This window comes from Terriglobia bacterium, from assembly GCA_032252755.1.
Classification (GTDB): domain Bacteria; phylum Acidobacteriota; class Terriglobia; order Terriglobales; family Acidobacteriaceae; genus JAVUPY01.
Map to the genome: position 1 here is coordinate 1 of JAVUPY010000067.1, position 22558 is coordinate 22558.

Below are 22558 nucleotides of genomic sequence, written 5' to 3' on the forward strand. Positions count from 1 at the left end.
TCGAGCGAGAGGTTGCGATTCTCATGGACGAGCGCGATCAGGCGCTCTTCGCCGAACTCGCCGAACTCGTTCTCGGGTTCGGTGATTCCGTCAGAATAAGCGACCAGGATGTCGCCCGGATTCATCTCCACCGAATCGTCGGCGTAAGTCACATCGCCGAACAGACCAACGACAAGGCCACCAGTGTCGAGCTGTCGCACGCTTCCGTCTTGCCCGATGATCAGCGGAGGAAGGTGACCAGCGTTGGAATACTTCAGTTGTCGCGTGTGCGTATCGTAGAAGCCAAGAAACATCGTCGCGTACTTCTCGCTCGGAGTGCTTCGATAGAGCTGATGATTCAGCATCGCCAGCAGCGTTCCCGGCGGAAGCTCAGTCGCGCTCCCCCGATCTGACATGCGGATCAGCGCGTTCTCGCCATCACCATTTCCGGCGCCAACCGCCTGCAACGCCGGGACCGATTCCACCAGCGTGTAAGCGCGAACGAACGCATGAACGGTCGCCATCAGCAGCGCCGCGGAGATTCCCTTGCCGGAAATGTCTCCCACCGCGAGCCCAAGCTGATGCGGACCGACCGGAAGGAAGTCGTAATAGTCTCCGCTCACGGTTCGCGCCGGGCGACAGATGCCGTGAACCTCCAGTCCTTCGAGCGAGCTGATGTCGCGCGGGAAGAGCAGCGACTGGACTTCCTGCGCGATTGCCAATTCGCTCTCGATCCGCTGTTTCTCCTTCTGCTCGACAATGAGCCTCTGCAGGGACTCGGTCATGGAGTTGAACGAGCGCTCGAGTGCTGCAAGCTGGTCCTCCCGCGTAACCTGGATGCGATGCGCGAGTTGTCCAGTCTCGATGTGCTGGGTCGCATCATAGAGGTTCGCCACCGAAGCGGTCATGGTTCGCGTCAGCCGCACGCCGATGAACAGGGCGACGAGTTCAATCAGCGCGAACAGGATTGCGATTGCGATGAGCGCCGAGAGAATGATGCCGGAGAAGTCGCCGAGTGTCCGGAACAGCCGTTGGTAGAGCGTCGAAGGCCGTGTCTGTACGACGAGGAGTCCCGGTTTCACGTCGCCAGTCCGCCAGATCCTCAGTTGCAGGGCGGTTCCAAACGTAAGCTCCTTGTCGAGCCAGTTCCTCTTCGGCGCAACTGTTCCCGCAGTAACACGACCGTCGCCAAATGTCCCGCCTTGCAGCGTAACGACCGAGCTGTCCTTCTGTCCGCCGAAGCGGAACTGCACTCCGCCCTCTTTCTTTGGTCCGGGCGTTGTCGTTGCAGGCTGCGGAGCCGAATTGTCCTGGACGATATCGGGAGGTTGAACGGTAACGACGCCCGAGTCCTTGACGATCTGGCTCAGCAATTGCGCGCTCATTGGAACGCTTGTGACTACCGAGACCGGAACTCCGTTGCGACCGTCGACCGTGTTCACGGCGCGCAGGTAGATGCGATTGTCGTCACCGAGAACGAGCGAGCGGAAGAACGGCTTGCGCGCATATTCCGGAATTTCCAGCGGAGCCGAGTTCGGTTCCGCCGGAACGACGAAGGACTTTTTGCCCATCCAGACAGTGATCACTCGGCCGGGGAATTCCGCGCGCAGGCGCTCATGCGCCGCTTGTACCACCTCAGCGGCGGTGATGCGCGTGTCCTGTGTTCGCGCGGCGATCTCGGTCGCGAGCATCGCGTTTCCGGCTTCCAGGCGCTGCAACTCCTCTGAAATGTCCTCAGTTGCAACGTAGGTTGCGAACTGTCCCGCGAAGAGATAGCCGGTAATGGCGCCCATCGCGAGCAGCAGCAGGATGGGAATGACGCCGATGAAGATGTAAGTGACGACGAGGCGATTGCGCAAACGCCACATCAGGTTGCGGCGCAGCCAGCGGTAGCCGAGCAGCAATAAGACAATGGACAAGAACCAGAGCAGGAAGCTGAGTGTCGGCGGATACCAGCGGCTGCGATTTAGGGATGAAAAGATCGCGCCCAGGATGTAAAGCGGAATGGTGATTGCAGCCAGCAGCGCCGCCAGTCGAGCGAGAACGCTCTTGGGCGGTTTCCAGCCGGTTCGGACCTGCAGTTTGGTAAAGAAGTCCATTCCGAATCCTGTCGATTATAGCCTTACACCCCGAGGCGAATGCAGCCGCTGAATAGTGTTACGAGGAAACGGCACAGAAGGTTTCCGCGAATCAGAGAATCAGATTTCAGGATAGAAGCTGAAGAAGGCGTCGACGCTCTGGCGCAATTGCGACTCGATCTCCTCTTTGCCACCCTCGAGGACATGCATGGTAACGCGAGCCTCACGTCCATTTTTCAACTTGAGGATGGCTTCGCCGACCTCAGAAATTTCATCGGAAGGGAGCAGGCGCATTCCGTAAACCAGCATTAAATTGGCCATGAAGACATTGTAGAACCGAACAAGAACCGAAGAACCGAATATCGGGGGAACCGGGAAGCAACCGAAAAACAGAAGATCGGGTGAACCGAATAACAAAACAGCGACTAAACAGATCTCCGATCACAAGCAACGAGGAACAAAGAGCGACGAAGGAAGAACTGTTCTAGGCGGCGGAAACTTCACGGCGGACGTTCGAGATGTCGGCCTCGGCGTTAAGGGCACTCTCGATCATCCAGAGCAGAGGGTCAGTTTTCGACATACGGTTCTTACCGAGGGCGCGTTCGAGGATGGAGCGCCGCTTGGTGACGGTGACGCGCCAAATGCCTTCGTTTGGGGAGGCAGCGTTTTCGCGACCTGTCCCGCTGGCGCCTACGAGGTAAGTAGTTCCTCCGTGGCGCACTTCCATCTCCCATCCCCACGACTGCGGATATTTCCTGCCCGACTGTGCACCGTGAAGCTCAACTTTCGGACTTAGCCAGTCGAGGACGTCTTGACCGAAACGGCCCTCCTGCGGTTCAGTGAGATTGAAGCGGGTAGTTTCGAAAACGATATCGACCATAAGAACCGTTTCCGATACTAGGTTGATCGAACCACAAGATTCAATCGGATTCTTGGACAATGAACTTAATAAGCAACAGAAAATCCGAGAGTCGGATGAATCGACAGGATGCGGATCAGATTCTGACTAGTGCCATACCTGATTGCGCCTAGCGGGGTTCCTGGGCACCGGGGGCGCTCGGTTGCGGCATCTCGCCCATGCCGCGAATGATGTTCTGCTCATCGGGGGTGAAGCTGCTGCGGAACTGGTCGGAGTTGTAGGTGCGCTGACGGTCTTCGGCTGGAAGCGTGCGGATTCTACGAATCTCGCCGCGAACCAGTTCTTTCCGCGCAGGATCCAATTGGCGGAATTGCTGGAAAAGCTGCCGTGTTTCCTGGCGCTGCGCCGGAGTCATGTGCTCGAGCATGTCCATGCGTCTGAGCACGCGCTGCTTCTGATCCGGAGGAAGATTGTTGAACTTCTCCAATCGCTGGCGCAACTCTTCCTGGCGCTGCTGCGGAAGCTTCCGGAAGTTGGGGTCGTTTTCTAACTGCTTCTGCTGGTCGGCAGGCGGGAGGTTCTCGTGACGACGCAGCCAGTCGCCTATGTGCGGGCCGGGGCCGCGGAAATTCCCACCACCGTTGAAATTTCGGGCGCCATTGTCATTGGACTGTTGCTGCTGGTTTTGCTGCGACGAGTGGAAGCTGCGCTGGTCCTGCTTGGGCGCGGGCGGCGGAGGCGCATTATTCCTGTGGCGCTGTGCCAGCACCGGAAAGCTCAAACCAACTACGAGCACCAACACGAAAATGAATCTTGGCCCGCGCATCGCCTTATCCCGCTAGTTTGCCGTGGGACCGTTGTCGACATTAGCAGCAGTGTCCAACGAGTCCAGGGCGTCAAAATCCTGCAATACATCTGAATTCTTGTCGAGGAATTGCAGATCGCCGGCGGCGGTTCCGGCAACATACTGCGGCTGCACACCCTTCTGTACCACGTTTCCGGCATCGTGGGTCTGCATGAGACCAACGGCGGCGGCGATCAGAAGTGCGGCAGCGGCGCCAAGCACCGGCTTACGGAACCAATCGAGCCAACTCGCGTGTGCTTTCTGTTGTTCTTCGCGCAGACGCGCCTGCAGGCGAACGTCGAAATACGGCGTCGACTCCGGCACCTGCCATTCATCGAGCAGTGCCATGGTCTTGCGCAGCTCGCTGAGGGTAGTGGCGCAGGCCGCACAGCTTTCGACATGCTTCGACACTTCTGCCGAAGCCTGTGTCCCGCAGGCTACATCCACCAATTGATCGCGAAGTTCGTTGCAGCTCATACCCGCCTCATTAAACAAAATCCTTCAATTTCTCGCGCAGAGTTTCATAAGCGCGGAACAGAAGCGATTTAGTTGCAGATTCGCTCAGGTGCAAGACCTCTGCGATCTGCTTGTAATCCATGTTCTGATACTTGTGCATCAGAACCGCTAACCGTTGCCGCTCCGGAAGTGCTTCGACGTGCTTGCGGATGGCGGCGAGCCGTTCGCGGCGAAGAATACCCTGTTCGGCATTCATCGACGTATCGGGCACATCCACAGTCAAGCCGGTCTCTTCATCGCTTTCGTCGATGTTGACCGTTACTTCGGGCCGCTCGTGCCGGGTATCGCGCGCGTGGTTTACTGCAAGATTCGTGGCGATCCGGTACAACCAGGTTGTGAACTTGGCGTCGGCTGTGTATCCGGCACGAGAACGATACACCCGAAGAAAGACTTCCTGCGCCAAATCTTCCGCCGTTGCCGAGTTATGCGTCATGCGGTACATGAAGCTGATCATCGGCCGGCGGAATTTATCCACCAGGTAATTGAACGCGCCGTCGTCGCCGGCTTTCACGCGCAGCATGACTTCGGCATCGCTCAAGCCGCTGAGTGGAGCGGTACAGTCGAAGGACAAGCTACTCCCAGCCCCTTCGGCCCCGGCCGCACCCGGCGACCCCATGGGCAGCACACCGTCATAGGCGAAACTGCTCATACCGGATCGAACCCTATGGCCCGCCGAAAGTTGCGCGTTCTCAGAGCCTTCCGAATCAGCGTTTTCCGGGCTGCGGTCCCGCTCGAAATCCATGGGGTATTACCAAAGTTACAACGCCAAGTCCACTATTATGCCTGAGGAGTTGGGGTTGGGGGAATCCACAGGTGGGGTACGTTGGCCGGCCACTTTGCGTTTGCTACAATGAGATGGAGTTCAGGGCGCTTAACTCAGCGGTAGAGTGCCATCTTCACACGGTGGAAGTCATAGGTTCGAATCCTATAGCGCCCACCATCTCACAGATCTGACGGTCCAGCTGGCAACCTCTGGTTGATTCCAAGCGCAGGACACGGTCGTTGTCCGAAGTACATCGTGGTCGGCGCGAACCCGGCCTTCTAAAGGCCCCTGGCTGCTTTGGACCTTGCTCGTAATCAGCCCGACCTCGTTCACCTCCGCGCCGTGCGCATCATCGATAGCGGTCGCGACATCTTTCCAGGACCTTACCGGACCCACCAGTACCCATTCCCATAGCGGTAATGTCCTTACCTTTGGAAGAAAAGCTCTTACTGACCTTAGATGCTGAGTGATTTCTTGCCGTGGCTTTGCGCGCCCCAAGTTGTTGTAGAATGGATGAGTCAAGCATTGACGCTCGAGAAGGCAGGTTGAAGAATTTGCCGGTTCGGGTTCGGGGAGCAATTTATTCGGCACCGGCACCCGAAGGCGTCGATTTTCTGAGCCGCCATCCTGTGGCCCAGCATCATAGGGACAGTCCCCATCCAGCGTGGGTGCTAGTACGAGCGGGATTGCCCAGCGTCGATCGGTGGAAAAGTTCCTTCGGTTTCAGCTTGCGTTGAGGCTAGTAGACGGATACGATGCAGTATCCTTCAGGCGGTGCTTGGGAGCATCGCAGCGCAACTTGCCAAAAGTTCAAGACGCGCAAGTCATTACAGACGGAATCGCTCCGTAGAGGCTTAGCCCTATAGCTCGGTGTTTTGGGGAAATCCGGCGGCTGGCTATGCCGGAAGAGTTCCGGAGCAGTAATCCAAAGCAACACAAAGAAAAAGAGTAACTGAAATATGAATAGTGGACCGAACCGTCCTGCCGGGGAATCCGGCGGGAGAGGCCGCAGACGGCGCCGTGGGCGTCGAGGGCCGGGCCAGCATGGCGGACAGCCGGGCGGGCAGGGCCAACAAGGACAATGGCAGGGGGGGCAGCAGGCCCAGGGTGGCGGACAGAATCGCCATCACGGGGGGCGTCCTCACCGGCAGAAACAGCGTGGGCAGCGCACCGGACCGATGAACTCCAAAACGCCGGATGCCCACCTCTACAGCGCACCGATGGATCACAGCTATCGTGCAGCGCTGCAGAACGGCAACGGCAATGGAAACGGACGTCCTTCTTTCCAGCAGGGTCGCCAGTTCTTCCAGCCGGACCCGGAGCCGTTACCCGGCAATGGGCAGAACACGCCCCGGATTTTCGCCTACATCGACGACCTTTTCTTTCTGGCCAAGATCAACGAAACCGCCCGCAAACTGAACCTCAAGGTCGATTTCGTCAAGACTGATAAGGATGTTCTGGGCGCGGTGGAAGAGACCGGCGAGAAGCCCTCGCTGATCATCGTCGATCTGAACAATTTGGCCATCAAGCCGCTGACGCTGATTCCAAAGCTGAAAGCGAAGCTAAAGAAGGACACCAACATCATCGGATTCGTGTCGCATGTTCAGGGCGACCTGAAAATGAAGGCGCAAGATGCAGGTTGCGACATGGTGCTGCCACGCTCGGCTTTTTCGGCGAACCTGCCGCAGATTCTGCGACGCCACGCCGCCAGCGACGAACCCGAAGAAGCGGTCCAGTAGCTCAAACAGTTTCTCAGCCAACGAAAAGGGTCAGGAACCCCGTCCAAAACAGATGAGGGTTCCATGCCGTTAGACCGCCTGTACGAAGAATCCGAAGTTTCCCCGGAAGCCGCTCAGATCTATGGCGAGATAAAAGCGGCATTCGACCTGCCATACATTCCCAGTCTTTTCAAAGTCCTTGCCGGGTGCCCGGAGTATTTTCGCCTGGCATGGAAAGACCTCGGGCCGGTAGCGAAGAGCCGCGAGTTCACTGCCTCAACCAACGCGATGGAAGAATTCATCCGTTCGCGCGCGATCTCAGGCGCGTGGCGATTGGGTGAACAGGAGAAACTCCTCGCAGGCCAGAAGGTATCGACGGCGGACATGCCCGTCCTTGCCGGAGTGGTTGGCGTGTTCGCGCGAGGAATGCCAAGGATGATCCTGTTCACGCGACTGCTTCAGCGCGGGTTTTCCGGAGGACAGCGCGGACGGATCACGAACGGACGCCAGGCACCTGCCTTGTCCCGCCTCATCAGTTTGCACATCCCCGGGGAGAAAGAAGCCGGACTGCGCACCTGGCTAATCTACAACGACATCAAGCGGACTACCGGCTCGCCAATTGTGATGGATCAATTCCGCGTGCTGACTCCTTTCCCGGGTTATCTCGCCGCGGTTTGGCAGGATGCGAAGCGAGTGATGGCGCAACCGGACTTTCTCCGTGTGAAAGATGAAATTGCGCGCAGGTCAATTGGGTTGACCTCGGGACTGCCCGTGCGAGATCATCGCGAACTGGCGAAGACGATCGCTCCGGAGCAGTGGCGCGGCATCGAGGCCGCCGTGGATACGTTCGCCCGACAACTTCCCTCGCTGGCGCTGCTGACTTGGGTTTGGCGGCGGTCATTTGTCATGCCAAGAGGGCAAGCGGCATAAAGAAGTTTCAGTTTCCTGCGTTAAGCCGGGCAGAGTTGACACTCGGGGCTGCTGCGCTTTTTGTCGGCTACTCCCGAACAAGGGTCGTACGCATCGTACTTAGGGCGTTTCCCGAGGTGGAAATTTGTCACTGACGCGAGTAGTGCCGCAGAATCCCTTACTGTTATTTGCCAAAAATTTCATCCAGCATCCGCGAATGCTTGGTTCGGTTATTCCGAGTTCGCGGTTTCTGATTCAGCGGATCTCGGATCGGATCAACTGGGATAGAGCCCGGGTGGTAGTCGAGTACGGACCGGGCGTGGGCAACGTGAGCCAGCATCTCCTGTCGAAGCTCCACCCGAACGGACGCCTGGTTCTTGTGGAGATGAACGAGGAGTTCGTATTCCTGCTGCGGCAGCGCCTTCACGATCCGCGGGTGACGGTGGTGCACGGGTCGGCCGCAAACGTGCGCAACATACTTTTAGAGTTGGAAATCGCCAACGCGGATTACATCATCTCCGGTATTCCTTACACCACCATTCCGACTGTCCTGCGTCGGCGCATCCTGCGCGAATCGCGGGACATGACTGGCGCCGACGGCCAGGTAATTGTTTATCAATTCATGCGTACCATTGAGCGCGAGTTGCGCGCCTGCTTTGACCACGTCGAGGACGAGTTCGAGGCCCGCAACTTTCCGCCCGCGCGCGTGTGGTACTGCAGATAGTTCTTCGTTCCTCGTTCCTGGTTCTCCGTGAAAAGCGGGGGCGCCCCACATCTGCGCGCTTTTCTCAGATGTGGGTCCGTTAAATCCGGGCTGTTTCCCAATGTGCTGCTTCATGTATCCTTTTCAGTCTTTAACGAAGAACGAGGAACGAATGTGACCGATCCGAATTGCCTCTTCTGCAAGATCATTGCCGGGAGGGTTCCGTCCCGAAAGGTTTACGAAGACGAGCGGGTCTACGTTTTCGAGGACATCAATCCGAAGGCGCCCACGCACGTGCTGATCATTCCCAAAGAGCACATCGTGGGTCTCAATACCGCCGCGCCGGAAGATGCCGAGATACTCGGATACTGCCAGTTGGTCGCGGCGAAGATCGGGCGCGAGCGCGGAATCGAGGATGGGTATCGCACGGTTTACAACGTCGGCCCGAGATCAGGGCAATCCGTCTTTCACATACACCTGCACCTTCTCGGCGGGCGCGATTTGAAGTGGCCGCCCGGATAAAGCTTGTGGCAAGGTAACAGTCCGATCCGTGCCTCACGTCTGCCGCAGTGGGCAGACGTGGGCATCAACAGCCTCGACTCCACTTCAGCCCGAGGAGCGGGCGGCACCAATGTTAGCCGCGCCCTTTAGCGCGTGGAAAGTTACGATGAGAATCCCCGACTAGCGGAGCGACGACTCAGTTGTCACATTAAGAACCCGTTCGGACGTTTACAATCAACCCATGACCGCTTCGCCCCTCGATCGCGTTCGCGAGCAGCTTGCGCTGTACGATCATCCGCTGTTGGCATTCGAGGCGCGGCAGAAGGGTGATCGCGTCGAGGTACTGATCAACTTCAAGGATCCGCCGGTGCCGGTGCACACCTATACGTTTGAGTTGCATCCGCGGGACCTTGAATCGCCGCAGTTCTCGTGGCAATTTCAGCGGCAGCTGTACGACTGTTTGCACGATTACTTCATCGAAATGTTTCGACGCACGCCTCAGACCCGAATGGACTCGGAGGGCGTCTCCCAAAGCTAATGAGCGCAAATCCGCTTCGTGATCGCATCGTCGAAGTCATCCGCCGGGAAGGGCCGATCCCGTTCTCGCGCTACATGCAGATGTGCCTGTACGAAACCGGTATGGGATATTATGCGCGGCCGCGCGAGCAATTCGGCAAGGCCGGCGACTTCTACACGTCGTCCGATGTTCACGCTGTCTTCGGCCGGTTGCTCTGCCGTCAGTTTGAAGAGATGTGGCGCGTGCTGGGCTCGCCGAAGCAGATCGACCTGGTCGAGATGGGGCCGGGGCGCGGGTTGCTGGCCCTGGACGTTCTGGACTGGGCGGCAAAGAAGTTTCCAGAATTTTCGACGGCGCTGCACTACCGGCTGGTCGAAACCTCGGAGTGGCTTCGCGATAAGTTGCAGGAGCGGTTGAGCAAATACGTCGCCTCCGGGCACGCGACCGTGCACGCACTGGTGGAAGAGGTCGAGCCGAAACTGGGACACGTGGTGATCGCCTTTGGCAACGAGTTCTTCGACGCCTTGCCGGTGGACATCGTGACCGCGGCGGGCGAGGTTCGCGTGGATGCCGACGACACCGGCAAATTCGTCGAGCGGACGGTTCCCGCGCGTCCCGAACTGCTCGACTACTTGGACAACTACAGCGTTCGCCCGGAAGAGGATGGCCGGGTGGAAGTCAACCTTCTGTCGATGGAGCACATTCGCCGTGTCGCGACACTCTTCGAGAACCGACGCGGCTTCGGCGTCTTCATCGACTACGGTTACACGCGCGAGGAGCAACAGGCTGGGCGGCATCTAGACACGTTGATGACCTACCGGCAGCACCAGGCGGGCGGCGATCCATACGAGGCTCCGGGGGACCAGGACATCACCACGCACGTGAATTTCACCGCGCTGGAAGCGGCCGCGAAACAGTGCGGGCTGGATTCGCTGGCGCTCGTGAAACAGTCGCAATTCCTCATCGGCATCGGCGAGGCGAACGAGTTCGCTGACGCCTTCGAAGACAACGTGCTACCGCAGGAGCGCGCCAAGGTCGCGCTTCAACTGAAGCACCTGGTCACGCCGGTGGGGATCGGCGAAGTCTTCGATGTGCTGGTACTGGGGCGAGGCGTGCCGTCCGATACGGCGCGTGCGCTGCATGGACTGAAGTTCGCGCGGTGATCGAGTTCGGCCACTCTGGATTGGTTATCGTAAAGCGACCTTCCGCCCTAATGTGCGCCGCCACCCACCGCACTTCCCGCCCTCATCACCTTCTTGGCGTCCCGAATTCCGGCCTCGATATTCATTTCCCAATCCAGGTGCGGAATTGGTGAGGCCTTTGCGGCCTCGAAGAACTTCAGTGCGTCCTGAGGTCGGTTCAGGCGCTGGACGCAGACTTTCCCTGCGGCGATCTGCGCCATAAGCGACTGGCGCTCCTTAGGGTGAGCCGCGATCAGGGTTTCATATTCGCTCAGTGCGCGCTCGTATTCCTGCCGTTCTTCGGCGGCGCGGCCAAGGTCGAGCCACGTGGCGACCGGCATATTCTGGCCGCCGGAGTTGAGGAAGTCCTCGTAGTTCTGCCACGCGAGATCGTATTCGCGAGCTTTGAGATGTAGCGCGCAGAGCTTCGCCGTGACCTCGTGATATTGCGGAAGCTCCTGCCGCCGCCAGTAGATCTGCTGCAACAGCGCATGCGCTTCGACCGAGTTCGGTTGCGTGGCGAGGAAGCCCTGCAGCGTCGCGACCGCTTCGTCGAACTGGTTGTGCTCCATCTGTTCTGTCGCCGTGGTGATCGCCGGATCCGCCGTCCAGCCGACCTGCTCTTCGATGGCCTGGTTTGCCAGGTGCTCGAGCCCGGAAAACTTCAGTCCCATAGCAGCGACGGCCCCAAAGGCAAATCCGCCAACGTGCGCCCAGTGCGCGACAGTACTTCCCGAGCCGAAGAGTGCCCCGTAAAAGACTTCCATCAGCAACCATAGCGGCAGCAGAGTGTAGGCAGGCGCTTTGAACTTGACTCCCTTGAACGTAATCAGCCAGTACATTTCGATCTTCATCTTTGGGAATCGCACGAGGAAGGCACCCATCAGCGCCGCGACTGCGCCAGATGCTCCGACCAGCGGCACCGTGCTTCCGGGATTAGTCCACGCAAAAAACTGTAGCGCGACCGCACCGGCGATGAAATAGAACGCCGAATAGATCCACCGACCCCAAGTATCTTCAAGCACAAATCCGGCCAGCCAAAGGAACCACAGATTGCCGATGATGTGCAGCCATCCACCGTGCAGGAAGTTCGCCGTGATATAGGAGATCGCCGTCGGGTGCGCCGGTACGTACCCGTACTTTGTCAGGATGGAGTTGTTGTTCAACGTTTCGTACTCGCCGGCGAGCGAGTTCATCTCCTCCTGCGATTGCGCGGTCTCATGCATTTGATGGAGGCGCGCATCCGGATCATCGGCCACCTGCAGCGTGGGTTGCTTGAGTTTGGCGAATTCGTCCGGATACTTCTCCCGAATGTGATCAACGAATGGTTTGACGGATTCCGGGATATCCAGATCAGGGTGTCTCGCGGCAAGCGTAAGGATACGCATCCGGACCTGCGAGAACTGCTTCGACTGTCGCTCGATCGGTCCGTAGGTGAACAGGAATACAACGACATTGATCGCGATGAGCGCGAACGTCACGATCGGCCACCGTCGCGCCGACATATTCTCGTGCTTAATCGGGATCAGCATCCGTGGTGCTCCTGAGCGCAGATCAACAGATTCTAGAAAGACCCTGAGAAATGTGACAGATGGAGAGGGTGTCGGGCCTTTAGTAACGTCGGGGCATGTGGGCAGGGCGAGGTGTCGCAGGTCACAGATTGGCGGGGTCTCCAGTGGCTAGGATTTCCCGTTTAGAGTTCGAACCCCACTACTGTGGAACTGCACCGGCCCAAGCACGTGAATCCGTGGGTCGTCACCATGTCGGTGATGCTGGCGACCTTCATGGAAATCCTCGACACCACTGTCGTCAACGTCTCCATCCAGCACATTGCCGGAAGCATGGGCTCAACGGTCGAAGAGGGCACTTGGGTCGTCACCTCTTATCTCGTTTCCAACGCCACCATCCTCCCGATGTCAGGCTGGCTGGCGAACCGCTTCGGACGCCGGCGGCTGATCATCGCCTGCGTTACCGGGTTCACGGTTACTTCGGTACTCTGCGCGGTCTCGACGAGCCTGGAGTGGCTCATCATTTTCCGCGTATTGCAGGGACTGACCGGTGGCGGAATGCAGCCGTTGGCGCAGGCCATCATGCTGGAGAGCTTCCCCAAGGAGAAGCACGGTGTCGCCATGGCGGCCTACGGCATCGGGATCATCTTTGCGCCCATCATGGGCCCGATGCTCGGCGGCTACATCACCGACAACTACAGTTGGCGCTGGATCTTTTATCTCAACGCGCCGGTCGGGCTGCTGTCGTTCTTCCTCATGCTGAAGTTCGTCTGGGATCCGCCCTACATCAGGCCGCAGAAGGGCGGGGTGGATTTGTGGGGCATGGGATTTCTCGCCGTTGGCCTCGGCTCGCTCCAGATCGTGCTCGATACCGGCGAGCGCAAGGACTGGTTTGGCTCGGATTTCATTCGCTTCTACGCGATCCTCTGTGTGACGGGGCTCGTCCTGCTGATTATTCGCGAGCTATGGATCGACCATCCGATTGTCGATCTGCGGGCTCTTAAGGACACGACCTTCGCCGCCGGAGTCTTCCTCATCTCCATTGTGGGCTTCATCCTCTACGCCAGCCTTGTGCTGCTGCCAATTTATCTGCAGACCCTGCTCGGATACCCGGCCTACGAGGCAGGGAAGGCGCTGTCGCCGCGAGGAGTCGGCAGCCTGTTGGCGACGCCCATTGTCGGAGTACTCACATCAAAAGTCGATCCGCGAAAGATTCTCGCCGTCGGATTCATCCTCGGTGCGCTCACGATGTTTGACCTGTCGCACCTCAACCTGAACGCGGGTTATTGGGACATCTTTTGGCCGCAGATTATCCAGGGATTGGCGATGAGTTGCATGTTCATTCCGCTTATGGCGCTCAGCATGTCGCGCATCCCGAAGGAAAAGATGGGCAATGCGACCAGCATCTTCAACCTGATGCGCAATATCGGCGGCAGCTTTGGCATAGCGGTGATGACGACCTTCCTCACTCGCCGCAACCAGTTCCACTATGTCCGGCTCGGCGAAAACCTGAGCGCGGGGAATATCGGAACTCAGCAGGCGTTCGAAGGCCTCAAAGCGTGGTTCCGCGCTCATGGTGCCGACCCTTACAGCGCCGGACAACGCGCCCTCGGCGCCCTCCACGGCATGCTGCAACGGCAGGCCGCGATGCTTTCATTCGTCGAGGCGTTCTGGATCATGGCGGTCATGTTCCTCTGCGCGGTACCAGTGTTGCTCATCCTGCGCAGGCCGGATCACCAGGTGCAAAGAGAAATCGAGAGAAGGAACGGGCACACAAGGCAAACGCGCAAAGGTGCCGAGATTCCGGTCGAGGTCGCATAGGTCCCGCGCGCATTAACCCTGGTCAATCAATAAACATCAAGCAGTTCGTCACCGCAATCCTACACGTTTGGCCAATTGCTCGAATCGCGGATCGCTCCGCAGTGGATCAAGCCGCGGATCGCTCTCCATATGCACGATCATCACGCGGCGGTCACGGATCATCCTGTCCAGAATCTCAAATGCCTTGTCCGTCTCACCCAGTTGCGCGAAGGTCCCGGCGGTTTCCAAAGTCGGGATGGCTGGATTCTTTTGCAGCGAGACGCGAAGAACTCCCGGCCAGCCATCGTTGGAGAATGCATTCAGGAGCGATGCGACTTCCACAGAACCGGCACCGGCGGATTGGCGGTACCTGATGAGAAACTCGAGCGCCTGGCCATAATCTTTCTTCTGCTCGAAGCACCGTGCGATCCACCGGTTGCTCTCCGAGTATTCCGGGTCGGTGGCCTCCACCTGCACCAGTTGCGCGATGGCTTCGTCAAAACGCCGGTCATAATAAAGAAGCAATCCTCGTGACCGCTTGTTGAAGGAGGTAGGCGCAAGCGCGATGGCCGTTTCCATCTCCTTCAAGGCATCATCTGGCCGGCCAACGGAATTCAATACGAACGCCAGTTCCCTCCTCGCCTCGTGATTGGCCGGGTCCAGTTCAACAGCGCGGCGGCATTCTTTTTCGGCCCCGGCAAAGTCCCAGTCATAAGTCGCACGAATGCGACACAGGACCGTGTGCGCGTATGAATTGCTGGGATCGAGTTCGAGGGCCCTGCTTACGGCAAGGCGAGCCTTGGCGATGTCGTCGTGCGAACCACTATCCCAGAACAGAAAGATTTCGGCGTCGGCTTTCCCGGCGTAAGCGGCCGCGAAATCCGGGTCCAACTTCGTTGCTGTATCAAAATTCATCAACGCCAATTGGTAATCACCGCCATATTGGCGTTCCATGTAGAGGCGCCCAGCCTGGTATTTCATATACGCCGCCCCGCTCGTTGTCTGCGGCAGAAACCTTTGAAATCCCGGGGTTCCATTGCGCCAGCCAGAACCGGTGAGGGCCACCAGAGCGAGGACCAGCAGGCTGCCGGCGGCCACAAGTGCCATGCGGCGGCGGGAGGGTAGTTCATGACGCTCGGCTTTTGGTAATAAAGGCTGGACGATTGTCGAGGTTTCGGGCGTCGGCTCGACGCTCCCGTCGAGAAACTTGACCTCGGCGACGAAACGATACCCTTTCGTCGGCACGGTTTCTATGTACTTGGCGTCGTTATCGTGTTCCCCAAGTGCCCGGCGCAGGATATGAATCGTTCGCGGCAGGTTCCCCTCTTCTACAAAAGAATCGTTCCATACCGCTTCCATCAGTTCGTCTTTTCCGGCCAGGTGACCATGGTGTTCCACCAGGTAAGCCAGCGTATCGAACACCTTGGGAGTCAGGCGTACCACTTCTCCTTCACGCAGGAGTCGCCGCTCCTCCACGTCAAGGATGAAGTCTCCGAAGCAATACGAGCGCATATACCCGGTTTTCCGATACTTGAAGAAATTTAGGAACTTTTTCGAAATACTTGTCCGACCCGCACCTGCTATCTCCCCACTTGAGGATTGGCAATATCGCCGATTGCCCCACCGGAATGCAAGTGCCGAAAAAAGGCCTTGATTCTACGGCAAGACGTGGCATTCGGCAGACTGGGTTACCAGAAGATAAACAAGTGGCTCAAGGGGCTGACGGCGGCGGGCTTAGTTCAGAGGCCTGTATGCCGAAGTAGACGGTCGAGTTCCTTTTTGCTTGCCGCGTGTTACTTGCGTCGGGCCCTTGCTCATTGCGCTGAGGCGAAGGTGTGGCCTCGTGCGATGTAGCTGAGGAGGCACGCTGCACTTCACCTTTCTTGGGGGGATGTATGAGGATGTGCGTATCGCTAGTTTGCCTTGGTGCTTTGCTGGTGAGCATCAGTTGCGGCGGGGGAACTGCCGCCAGGCCTTTGCCCTCCGGTAATCCTGGGGGTGGATCGCCGCCGCCAACCACGCAATCTGTTGCCGCCGACGAAAGCTGGCATTTCATCCCAGAATCCGCCACTTCTACCCCACCGAGGATGATTGAAGGCTCACTTGGATTTCAAGGCTCGACGGTTAGCGGAACCGTGCATATAGCACTCGATACAATCGTCGGCTCCTGCTTTTTATTCGACGACACAATTCAGATAAGTGGCTCGGTGGACTCAAGCAACAAGATTCACCTCGTCACATCCGCCGTTGCCGGCGAAGGTAAGACCTTGATTATTGACGCGACTCTGTCGGAGGACAGGCTCTCGATGGCTGACGGCACATACCAAATAACCGGCGGGTGCGCAGATGGGTACAGCGGCACGATAACGGCAGCGAAAGTGAGCGCACTGGACGGGCATTACGTCGGATCGCTCTCCCTGGGAGCCATTACGGTCCCCATAACGGCCGATTTGACGCAGGCGAAACTCGCAGATTCGGTCAGCGGATATTTCCAGGTCACCGGGACTCTGACCATGTCCGGCGACACATGCCCGGCAACCTTCACATTGGCAGCGTCAGCAATCGGCAATTACGTCCAGCTTTACTCGAACTCGGGAACTGGTCTCGAGGCCTTGACGGGGAAAGTGGATCCGACAGGGCAGCAGATAACGCTCTATGACTACTACGCTGCCGACGATTGCACCGCTGGCTACCAAGGAGTCATGCAAAGACAGTAAGAAAACCTTCTCAGGAGAGAGGAAGATGAGAAAAATCAGTTTGAGTTTTTTATTGTTGATCTTGTTCGCAACGAGTCTGGGCGCGCAGGCTCAAGTGGTTCAGATCTCGAACGTCGAAGATCTTTACAGTGCCGTCAACAATCCCGCTAACGCCGGTGCGACACTCGTGCTTTCGCCCGGAACTTACATGCTCTCGGACACGGATGGCAATGGCGCGGCGCGTCCGAAGGGCGGCCGCATCGAGTTGCAGCCCGATATGACGCTGATGGGCGTCGTGGGCGACAGAAGCGCTGTGACGATCGATGCGTACAATCTTCCCGCGAGTTCATTCCCGCAGATCGTGAACGGTGTGAATACCGGCCCGAATGCCGCCGTCCGACTGGGGCTCGGCCATAATGCACTCGAGTGGCTCACGGTTCGAAACGCCCGTTTTGCACAGGCCAATATCGACTCGGGTCTTCAGCCGCTCGATCCCGGAACGGCTTACATCCGGGTTGCTCACGTCGCCTCAAGCGGGTCGACGCGCGGCATGAACATATTGAACTTCGGCACTCAAACCTCGGGCCAAACCATAGAAGCCGACATCAACGACTGCTACTTCTTCGACAACGACTTCAATCTTTCCGAAGGCATCCGGATGGGGAACTTCCAAGGAGCGCATGGCAGCACGGTCAACGTCCGGATGTCCGGCAACGTGTCCTGGGGACAGAAGCAAGGCCGCCTCGTCGTCAATAACCGGGCAGTCGCCTCAACGATCAATGTCTTCTCGGCTGGCAACCGATTTTACGGCAATGGCGCCGGCACGATCCTTGTGGGCGGATTAAGTTCAAACAACACTCGGGCCGATGGCAACACCATCAATTTCGAGGCACACGGGGATCAGTGGATCGGAAACAATGGTGAAACAGATTTCGATCATGGTGGGTTCATTGCGCTTGGCACGGATAATACTTCTCCGACCACCGGCGGCGGAAGCAACAATACCGTCAACGTCCAACTCTGGGGTTGCCGCACCCTCCAGAACGACCTTTGGGACATCGCGGGGATCGGTGCCCGGTCGGTGCCGGATTCAACTGCCCAATTCAGCATGAACAATCATGTCACGATCCAGATTAATGGCGACGCGAGTCAAAACGGTAACTGGCAGCCCGTGTCCTTTTTTGCAGACCAGTTACCCGCTACTCCCAGCTACGGAAATTCCGTTACCGTAATCCACTGAATCGTTGGTTCAAACCCGGCTTTCGACGACGGTGCCCCACATCTGCGGGTTTTCGCAGATATGGGGCTATTGTTTGCAATCTGACTTACAGCGCGCCTCTAGTCCGCGCCTAGCCCGTGATTGCAGACGCTACTGGCCCTCGCAGGTCACCCGGTTATTCCAGTCAACAAACGCGCCTTGGGGATTGTCGCGCCACGCCCACACGTGCAATTCGAAAAACGGGGCTGGAATGCCGTAGCGATTGGGAATCCCAATGAGATTAAACGTTTGTCCGTCGAGTACTGGAGGAGTGTTGCTGTGGTTCGCCAGGTAAGTCGCGGCGTCCACGATGAACTCCACTCCGACCAGGCGCATCTTTCCCTGGGAGGGTTCGTAAATCAGGGCTTCCGGGTGCGCGACATCAACTTCGCCGTCGGCCACGAGTGTGCCGTTAACGTAGTGGACTCCCATGGCACCATGGTCAGGGCCGCTGACGCAGCCCAGGAACGGCCCATATCCGGCTGCGGTGGCTGCATTCACGTCGATGAACTGTCGGGTCGCCTGGCGGACCTGCTGGACTAAAGTAGAGGTCGGGCCATGCTCTTGTGCCAAGCCAGCCAGGGGCAGCAGCAAAACCACGGCTAACAGCATCAGGCAGAAATTGGTGGTGAATTCGTAGGTATTCTCGGCGAACTGTCTTCTCATTTCGGGCTCCTTCTCGAGAGTTTTCATCTCGGAGATGGTGCTGCGGTTCTCGCGTTTCTGCCATAGTCGCGAACTTGCCCGATTCTTATTTTTTCCTTTTCGTGCAAGTGATTGCAGGGTAGCGAGTTGTCGCCCGTTTTGACTCCGTTGTAGAATGCTGACCGCTCTCGGGGTGAGTCGCTTTGCCGAAGCCATGCCTGTCCGGTTCCTTCCACTTTGGCGACGAGTTCGAGCTGAATATTCCTGCCTACGAACTGCGCTCGCGCGGAACTCCGCTCCGATTGAAACCGAACGCGATGGAGTTGTTATTACTGCTGGTTGAGCGCCGGGGACAATTGGTTACGCGCGAAGAAATCGTCGAAAGGATATGGGGTAAGAACGTCTTCGTCGATTCTGACAACAGTATCAATAGCGCTATCAGCAGAATCCGTCAGGCGCTTCGGGACGATACCTCGCGACCTCGCTTTATCCAGACGGTATCCGGCAAAGGCTATCGGTTCATCGCAGCGGTTTCGTCTGGAACGCCCAACTCGGTGCCGCATTTGGCCAACCCCATGCACCCGCAACCCGCATGCATTCTGGGCCGCGAGGGTGAGATCAAAGACATCTGCGCAGAACTGCGACGGCCCGATGTCCGGCTTCTTACTCTGCTCGGTGTCGGCGGAGTCGGAAAGACCAGCTTGGCCAAAGCCGTTGCCGGGGTGTTGCGGCCAGAATTCGTAGACGGTGTGTTCTTCGTCGACTTGACCGATATTCGGCGGCCTGAACTGGTGTCCTTCACAATCGAGCAGGTGCTGGGGATCAGGAGTGCCGAGCCGAACCCGGACGCGTTGAAGGAGTACCTCATCCCGCGAAAGCTCTTGCTTGTCCTCGACAACTTCGAGCAAGTTCTCCCCGCTGCTAATGGCATTGCCGAGTTGCTCGCAGTCGCTGCCAACTTGAAGATCGTCGTTACCAGCCGTGCGCTCCTCCGGTTGCGGGATGAACATGAATACATCGTTCCGCCGCTCGTCACGCCGGATGCTCCTGAAGAATGCACGTTCACCGAACTTTCGCGTTATGGAGCGGTACGTCTCTTCGCGGAACGCGCAAAAGCCGTGCGGCCAACCTTCGAGCTGACACGTGAGAATGCCCCGACCGTGGCCCAGATCTGCGCGAGGGTCGAGGGCTTACCTCTTGCAATTGAACTTGCTGCCGCGCGTATCAAGCTGCTCTCGCCACAGTCCATTCTTTCCCGACTTGATCATCGACTGAAGCTGCTGAGCGGCGGTTTGCGTGACATTCCGGGCCGCCAGCAAACGATGAGTGCCGCCATTGAATGGAGCTATGATCTGCTGAACCAGGATGAGCAGCGACTCTTTCGATCGCTCTCGGTTTTTGCGGGCGGCTTTACCGTCGAAGCCGCCGAAAACGTGCTGCAGGACAAGGACGTGATTGAACGCACTACTTCACTGGTCAACCAGAGCCTGCTCGCCGTCCGCGAAACCGGGGCAGCCGCGCCGCGCCTTTACATGCTCGAGGTGGTTCGGGAATTTGCGTTCGAGCGTCTGGAAAGCAGTTGCGAGGGCCGGTCGGTCCGCAAGGCCCATGCCGCCTGTTTCATGTCCGTTGCCGAAGAAGCCGAGCCACATTTGCAGGGCGCGCAACCTGCCCCCTGGCTGCATCGCCTCGACCTTGAATGCGACAATATACGGGCGGCGCTCAGTTGGTCTGTTGTTAACGAAATCGAAACCGCTGCGCGCATCGCTGCCGCCATCCGGTATTTCTGGCTCTTCCGCGGCTACCTGACCGAGGCATTGAACGTACTCACTGAGATACTGAGCGCCGCTGAGAGCGTCCCGCGCGCGGTTCGCTGCAAGCTGTTGAGCACCGCCGGGAATATCGCAAAGTTCCAGGGAGACTACGGATTCGCGCGTGCCATGTACGAGCAGGGCCTGTCGGAAGGGCGCACAATCGGGGACCTATCCCAAGTTTCTCTATTCTGCCGTGGATTGGGCGGACTTTCCATGGAGCAAGGCGACCATTCCAGCGCACTGGTATTTGCCCAACAAGCGCTCACGGCGGCGCGCGAAGCGGACGACGAGTTCGGAGTTGCGAGGTCAATCAACCTGCAAGCCGACCTGGCCCGCGCGACAGGTGACGACAAATTTGCCTGCCCGTTATACGAGGAGGCACTGCAGATTTGCCGTCGTCTCGGTAACACATACGGCGTATCTAACATCCTCACAAATTTGGCCGCCGCGGAATATGGTCTGGGTGACTACGCTTCTGCGCGAGCCCACTTCGTTGAGAGCCTTGGGATGTGCGTAACTCCTGGCGGAAGCATTGTCGGAGATACCATCACCATCTCGTATGCGCTGGACGGCTTCGCGGCACTCGCAATCGAAGAGGGCGCCGCCGACTTTGCGGCTACTCTCGCTGGCGCTGCCGATCGCCTGCGCGAATCCATGAACTACAATATCGAGCCCGCCGAGCGCCGCTTCCGGGCAGGCTACATGGCACAAGTGCAGAAATCGCTTACGAATGAGGAATTGTCGAACATGTACGGGCTTGGCCGCACACTGAAATTGCAGCGAAGCGTCGCCCTGGCGCTCGGAACTCAAAGTGGATATGCGGATTCGCAGTGAATTCGCTTCTTAGGTGTTAGCGAAGCTGAAGCCGGGTTTGCCCTCTTGACGGGTCCATCATCGGCACAAAACAATCGAGAGCCCCGTGCCGACTAGCACGGTCCAGAGAACATTCACGCGGTAGCGCAGCGCGATGAACGCGGCGACCGCAAGCAGCACGTGCGTCCAGTCCCAGGGGACGCTGTGTGTAAAACGAACGGTAACGGTCAGCAGCAGCCCAACGAACGAACACAGGATGCCGCCGATGACGTGGTTGAATCGCGGCGAGCTGCGCAAGCGGTCGAAATGTGGTGCTACCGCCACGAGCATGAGAAACGAAGGCAGAAAAATTCCGACGGTCCCCGCCACGCCGCCCGCAACTCCGGCGAAAAGATAGCCAACGAATGTCGCCGTGATCACAATGGGACCAGGGGTGATTTGGCCGAGTACGATTCCATTCAGCAACGTGCTCGAGTCAATCCAATGGCGGACATCAACCACTTCGTGGAACAGAAGCGGTATCGACGAGAAGCCGCCGCCGAAAGCAAACAGATCAATGCGAAACATCAGCGCCGCGACATTAAAAAGTCGCCGTTCGAAGATCCAGAGCCCTAGGAACGCGAGCGTCGCCGCCGCAAGTAAAACAGCAACAGCTTTTGTCGTGGGCGCGATCGGGCGGCACGCGAACTCGGCACCAGGCTGCCCTGGGCTAACGCGGAAGAGGGCCAGGGCCAGCAGCCCAGCCAGCACGATCACCAGGAAGGGACTTACTTCGGCAAAGAAGAGAACTGCCGCCATCGCAGCGATGAAGACATGAGACGTGCGCTTCAGCGAGGTTCGGCCGAACGTGACCGTTGCGTTGGCGACCAGGGCCACGATGATCGCACGCAGTCCGCTGAACGCGGATAACATAACGGGCAGTTCGTGCGTACGCCCGTAGAGCGCCGACAGCGACATCATCAACACAAACGCTGGCACTCCGAAGCCAATGAAGGTGGCGACTGCACCGGCCACGCCGCGCACCCGCAAACCGACGTACCCGGCACTTTGCATCGCGGTCGCGCCTGGAATCGCCTGGCAGAGCGCAACCCCGCTTTCGAACGACTCCTCGTCCACCCACCGCTTCTTGTCGACGGCCAGTTCCCGGATGTAGGCCACCATCGCGGGACCGCCAAAGGCGGTCAGTCCGAGAGTCAGGAATGCCGTAAACAACGCAGCTAACGACGGCGGTGCAACAGCCGCAGGCGTCGCAGGCGCCTTCCCTAGTGCCGTGTTGCTGTTGACCGTCGCCAATTTTGCCCTCGCCTATCGTGGCCTTTCGGCGTGTTGTGCGCCCGGAATCGGGCGGTGTTTCCGTCGACGAACACAGGCTAGGATCTTTCCATTTCCCTTGATGTGACACACATCACGCATCGAATCGGCTACCGGCCCATCACCCGGCTCACAGGACTAAAAT

At 58.3% G+C, this 22558-nt stretch carries 20 protein-coding genes and 1 tRNA gene; 11 read left to right on the forward strand and 10 right to left on the reverse strand.

Annotated features, from left to right (window positions below; genetic code table 11):
* From ROO76_16175 to ROO76_16200, 6 genes are all read right to left on the reverse strand, one after another.
* Positions 1 to 2078 (reverse strand): SpoIIE family protein phosphatase (locus ROO76_16175; protein ID MDT8069700.1); only part of this gene is annotated, 2078 nt, incomplete at its 3' end.
* Positions 2079 to 2177: 99 nt separating this feature from the next.
* A complete protein-coding gene (locus ROO76_16180; protein ID MDT8069701.1) occupies positions 2178 to 2378 on the reverse strand; it encodes an allantoinase in 201 nt (66 codons plus the stop codon).
* 163 nt (positions 2379 to 2541) lie between these two features.
* Positions 2542 to 2937: a hypothetical protein gene (locus ROO76_16185; GenBank protein ID MDT8069702.1), complete on the reverse strand. Its 396-nt coding sequence runs from the start codon at positions 2935 to 2937 to the stop codon at positions 2542 to 2544.
* Between the two features lie 148 nt (positions 2938 to 3085).
* The gene (locus ROO76_16190; GenBank protein MDT8069703.1) at positions 3086 to 3742 is read right to left on the reverse strand and encodes a DUF3106 domain-containing protein; all 657 of its coding nucleotides are present in this window, start codon (positions 3740 to 3742) and stop codon (positions 3086 to 3088) included.
* A gap of 12 nt (positions 3743 to 3754) precedes the next feature.
* Positions 3755 to 4237 carry a hypothetical protein gene (locus ROO76_16195; protein MDT8069704.1) on the reverse strand — a complete coding sequence of 161 codons (483 nt, stop codon included), beginning with the start codon at positions 4235 to 4237 and terminating at the stop codon, positions 3755 to 3757.
* A gap of 10 nt (positions 4238 to 4247) precedes the next feature.
* Positions 4248 to 4925, reverse strand: coding sequence for a sigma-70 family RNA polymerase sigma factor (locus tag ROO76_16200; GenBank protein ID MDT8069705.1), 678 nt, complete (start codon positions 4923 to 4925; stop codon positions 4248 to 4250).
* A 216-nt stretch (positions 4926 to 5141) separates the two neighbouring features.
* On the opposite strand from ROO76_16200, the gene ROO76_16205 reads away from it, so the two are divergent.
* From ROO76_16205 to ROO76_16235, 7 genes are all read left to right on the forward strand, one after another.
* Positions 5142 to 5216 (forward strand) — tRNA-Val (locus tag ROO76_16205).
* A gap of 782 nt (positions 5217 to 5998) precedes the next feature.
* Positions 5999 to 6778, forward strand: a complete 780-nt coding sequence (locus ROO76_16210) for a hypothetical protein (protein MDT8069706.1) — start codon at positions 5999 to 6001, stop codon at positions 6776 to 6778.
* Between the two features lie 63 nt (positions 6779 to 6841).
* Positions 6842 to 7687, forward strand: coding sequence for a halocarboxylic acid dehydrogenase DehI family protein (locus ROO76_16215; protein MDT8069707.1), 846 nt, complete (start codon positions 6842 to 6844; stop codon positions 7685 to 7687).
* A 196-nt stretch (positions 7688 to 7883) separates the two neighbouring features.
* Positions 7884 to 8390 (forward strand): rRNA adenine N-6-methyltransferase family protein, encoded by a 507-nt coding sequence (locus ROO76_16220; GenBank protein ID MDT8069708.1) that lies wholly within the window; start codon positions 7884 to 7886, stop codon positions 8388 to 8390.
* A gap of 153 nt (positions 8391 to 8543) precedes the next feature.
* The gene (locus ROO76_16225) at positions 8544 to 8891 is read left to right on the forward strand and encodes a histidine triad nucleotide-binding protein (GenBank protein ID MDT8069709.1); all 348 of its coding nucleotides are present in this window, start codon (positions 8544 to 8546) and stop codon (positions 8889 to 8891) included.
* Positions 8892 to 9111: 220 nt separating this feature from the next.
* A complete protein-coding gene (locus tag ROO76_16230) occupies positions 9112 to 9408 on the forward strand; it encodes a hypothetical protein (protein MDT8069710.1) in 297 nt (98 codons plus the stop codon).
* Positions 9408 to 10550, forward strand: coding sequence for an SAM-dependent methyltransferase (locus ROO76_16235; GenBank protein ID MDT8069711.1), 1143 nt, complete (start codon positions 9408 to 9410; stop codon positions 10548 to 10550). Before ROO76_16230 ends, ROO76_16235 begins: the two co-directional genes overlap by 1 nt.
* A 47-nt stretch (positions 10551 to 10597) precedes the next feature.
* Here the strand turns inward: ROO76_16235 and ROO76_16240 are convergent, their stop codons facing one another.
* The gene (locus ROO76_16240) at positions 10598 to 12100 is read right to left on the reverse strand and encodes a rhomboid family intramembrane serine protease (protein MDT8069712.1); all 1503 of its coding nucleotides are present in this window, start codon (positions 12098 to 12100) and stop codon (positions 10598 to 10600) included.
* A gap of 183 nt (positions 12101 to 12283) precedes the next feature.
* On the opposite strand from ROO76_16240, the gene ROO76_16245 reads away from it, so the two are divergent.
* Positions 12284 to 13897: a DHA2 family efflux MFS transporter permease subunit gene (locus ROO76_16245; GenBank protein MDT8069713.1), complete on the forward strand. Its 1614-nt coding sequence runs from the start codon at positions 12284 to 12286 to the stop codon at positions 13895 to 13897.
* 48 nt (positions 13898 to 13945) lie between these two features.
* Here the strand turns inward: ROO76_16245 and ROO76_16250 are convergent, their stop codons facing one another.
* Complete coding sequence (locus ROO76_16250) at positions 13946 to 15388, reverse strand: winged helix-turn-helix domain-containing protein (protein MDT8069714.1); 1443 nt, start codon at positions 15386 to 15388, stop codon at positions 13946 to 13948.
* A gap of 575 nt (positions 15389 to 15963) precedes the next feature.
* On the opposite strand from ROO76_16250, the gene ROO76_16255 reads away from it, so the two are divergent.
* Both ROO76_16255 and ROO76_16260 read left to right on the forward strand, forming a co-directional pair.
* Entirely contained in the window at positions 15964 to 16593 is a 630-nt protein-coding gene (locus tag ROO76_16255) for a hypothetical protein (GenBank protein ID MDT8069715.1), read from the forward strand.
* A gap of 25 nt (positions 16594 to 16618) precedes the next feature.
* Positions 16619 to 17812, forward strand: coding sequence for a hypothetical protein (locus tag ROO76_16260; GenBank protein ID MDT8069716.1), 1194 nt, complete (start codon positions 16619 to 16621; stop codon positions 17810 to 17812).
* 129 nt (positions 17813 to 17941) lie between these two features.
* On the opposite strand, the gene ROO76_16265 is transcribed toward ROO76_16260, so the two are convergent.
* Positions 17942 to 18496, reverse strand: coding sequence for a hypothetical protein (locus ROO76_16265; GenBank protein ID MDT8069717.1), 555 nt, complete (start codon positions 18494 to 18496; stop codon positions 17942 to 17944).
* A 182-nt stretch (positions 18497 to 18678) separates the two neighbouring features.
* Here ROO76_16265 and ROO76_16270 point away from each other — a divergent pair, with 182 nt between their 5' ends.
* Positions 18679 to 21123 (forward strand): winged helix-turn-helix domain-containing protein, encoded by a 2445-nt coding sequence (locus ROO76_16270; protein MDT8069718.1) that lies wholly within the window; start codon positions 18679 to 18681, stop codon positions 21121 to 21123.
* Between the two features lie 57 nt (positions 21124 to 21180).
* Here the strand turns inward: ROO76_16270 and chrA are convergent, their stop codons facing one another.
* Positions 21181 to 22395, reverse strand: coding sequence for a chromate efflux transporter (chrA, locus tag ROO76_16275; GenBank protein MDT8069719.1), 1215 nt, complete (start codon positions 22393 to 22395; stop codon positions 21181 to 21183).
* Positions 22396 to 22558: the final 163 nt, after the last annotated feature.

What these genes read in the sequence shown, in the direction of transcription:
- ROO76_16255 (MDT8069715.1), top strand. Translation starts at nt 15,964, where the DNA reads ATGATTGAAGGCTCACTTGGATTTCAAGGCTCGACGGTTAGCGGAACC.
- ROO76_16240 (MDT8069712.1), bottom strand. Translation starts at nt 12,100, where the DNA reads ATGCTGATCCCGATTAAGCACGAGAATATGTCGGCGCGACGGTGGCCG.
- ROO76_16200 (MDT8069705.1), bottom strand. Translation starts at nt 4,925, where the DNA reads ATGAGCAGTTTCGCCTATGACGGTGTGCTGCCCATGGGGTCGCCGGGT.
- ROO76_16210 (MDT8069706.1), top strand. Translation starts at nt 5,999, where the DNA reads ATGAATAGTGGACCGAACCGTCCTGCCGGGGAATCCGGCGGGAGAGGC.
- ROO76_16190 (MDT8069703.1), bottom strand. Translation starts at nt 3,742, where the DNA reads ATGCGCGGGCCAAGATTCATTTTCGTGTTGGTGCTCGTAGTTGGTTTG.
- ROO76_16235 (MDT8069711.1), top strand. Translation starts at nt 9,408, where the DNA reads ATGAGCGCAAATCCGCTTCGTGATCGCATCGTCGAAGTCATCCGCCGG.
- ROO76_16215 (MDT8069707.1), top strand. Translation starts at nt 6,842, where the DNA reads ATGCCGTTAGACCGCCTGTACGAAGAATCCGAAGTTTCCCCGGAAGCC.
- ROO76_16220 (MDT8069708.1), top strand. Translation starts at nt 7,884, where the DNA reads ATGCTTGGTTCGGTTATTCCGAGTTCGCGGTTTCTGATTCAGCGGATC.
- ROO76_16185 (MDT8069702.1), bottom strand. Translation starts at nt 2,937, where the DNA reads ATGGTCGATATCGTTTTCGAAACTACCCGCTTCAATCTCACTGAACCG.
- ROO76_16265 (MDT8069717.1), bottom strand. Translation starts at nt 18,496, where the DNA reads ATGAGAAGACAGTTCGCCGAGAATACCTACGAATTCACCACCAATTTC.
- ROO76_16230 (MDT8069710.1), top strand. Translation starts at nt 9,112, where the DNA reads ATGACCGCTTCGCCCCTCGATCGCGTTCGCGAGCAGCTTGCGCTGTAC.
- ROO76_16250 (MDT8069714.1), bottom strand. Translation starts at nt 15,388, where the DNA reads ATGCGCTCGTATTGCTTCGGAGACTTCATCCTTGACGTGGAGGAGCGG.
- ROO76_16195 (MDT8069704.1), bottom strand. Translation starts at nt 4,237, where the DNA reads ATGAGCTGCAACGAACTTCGCGATCAATTGGTGGATGTAGCCTGCGGG.
- ROO76_16260 (MDT8069716.1), top strand. Translation starts at nt 16,619, where the DNA reads ATGAGAAAAATCAGTTTGAGTTTTTTATTGTTGATCTTGTTCGCAACG.
- ROO76_16180 (MDT8069701.1), bottom strand. Translation starts at nt 2,378, where the DNA reads ATGGCCAATTTAATGCTGGTTTACGGAATGCGCCTGCTCCCTTCCGAT.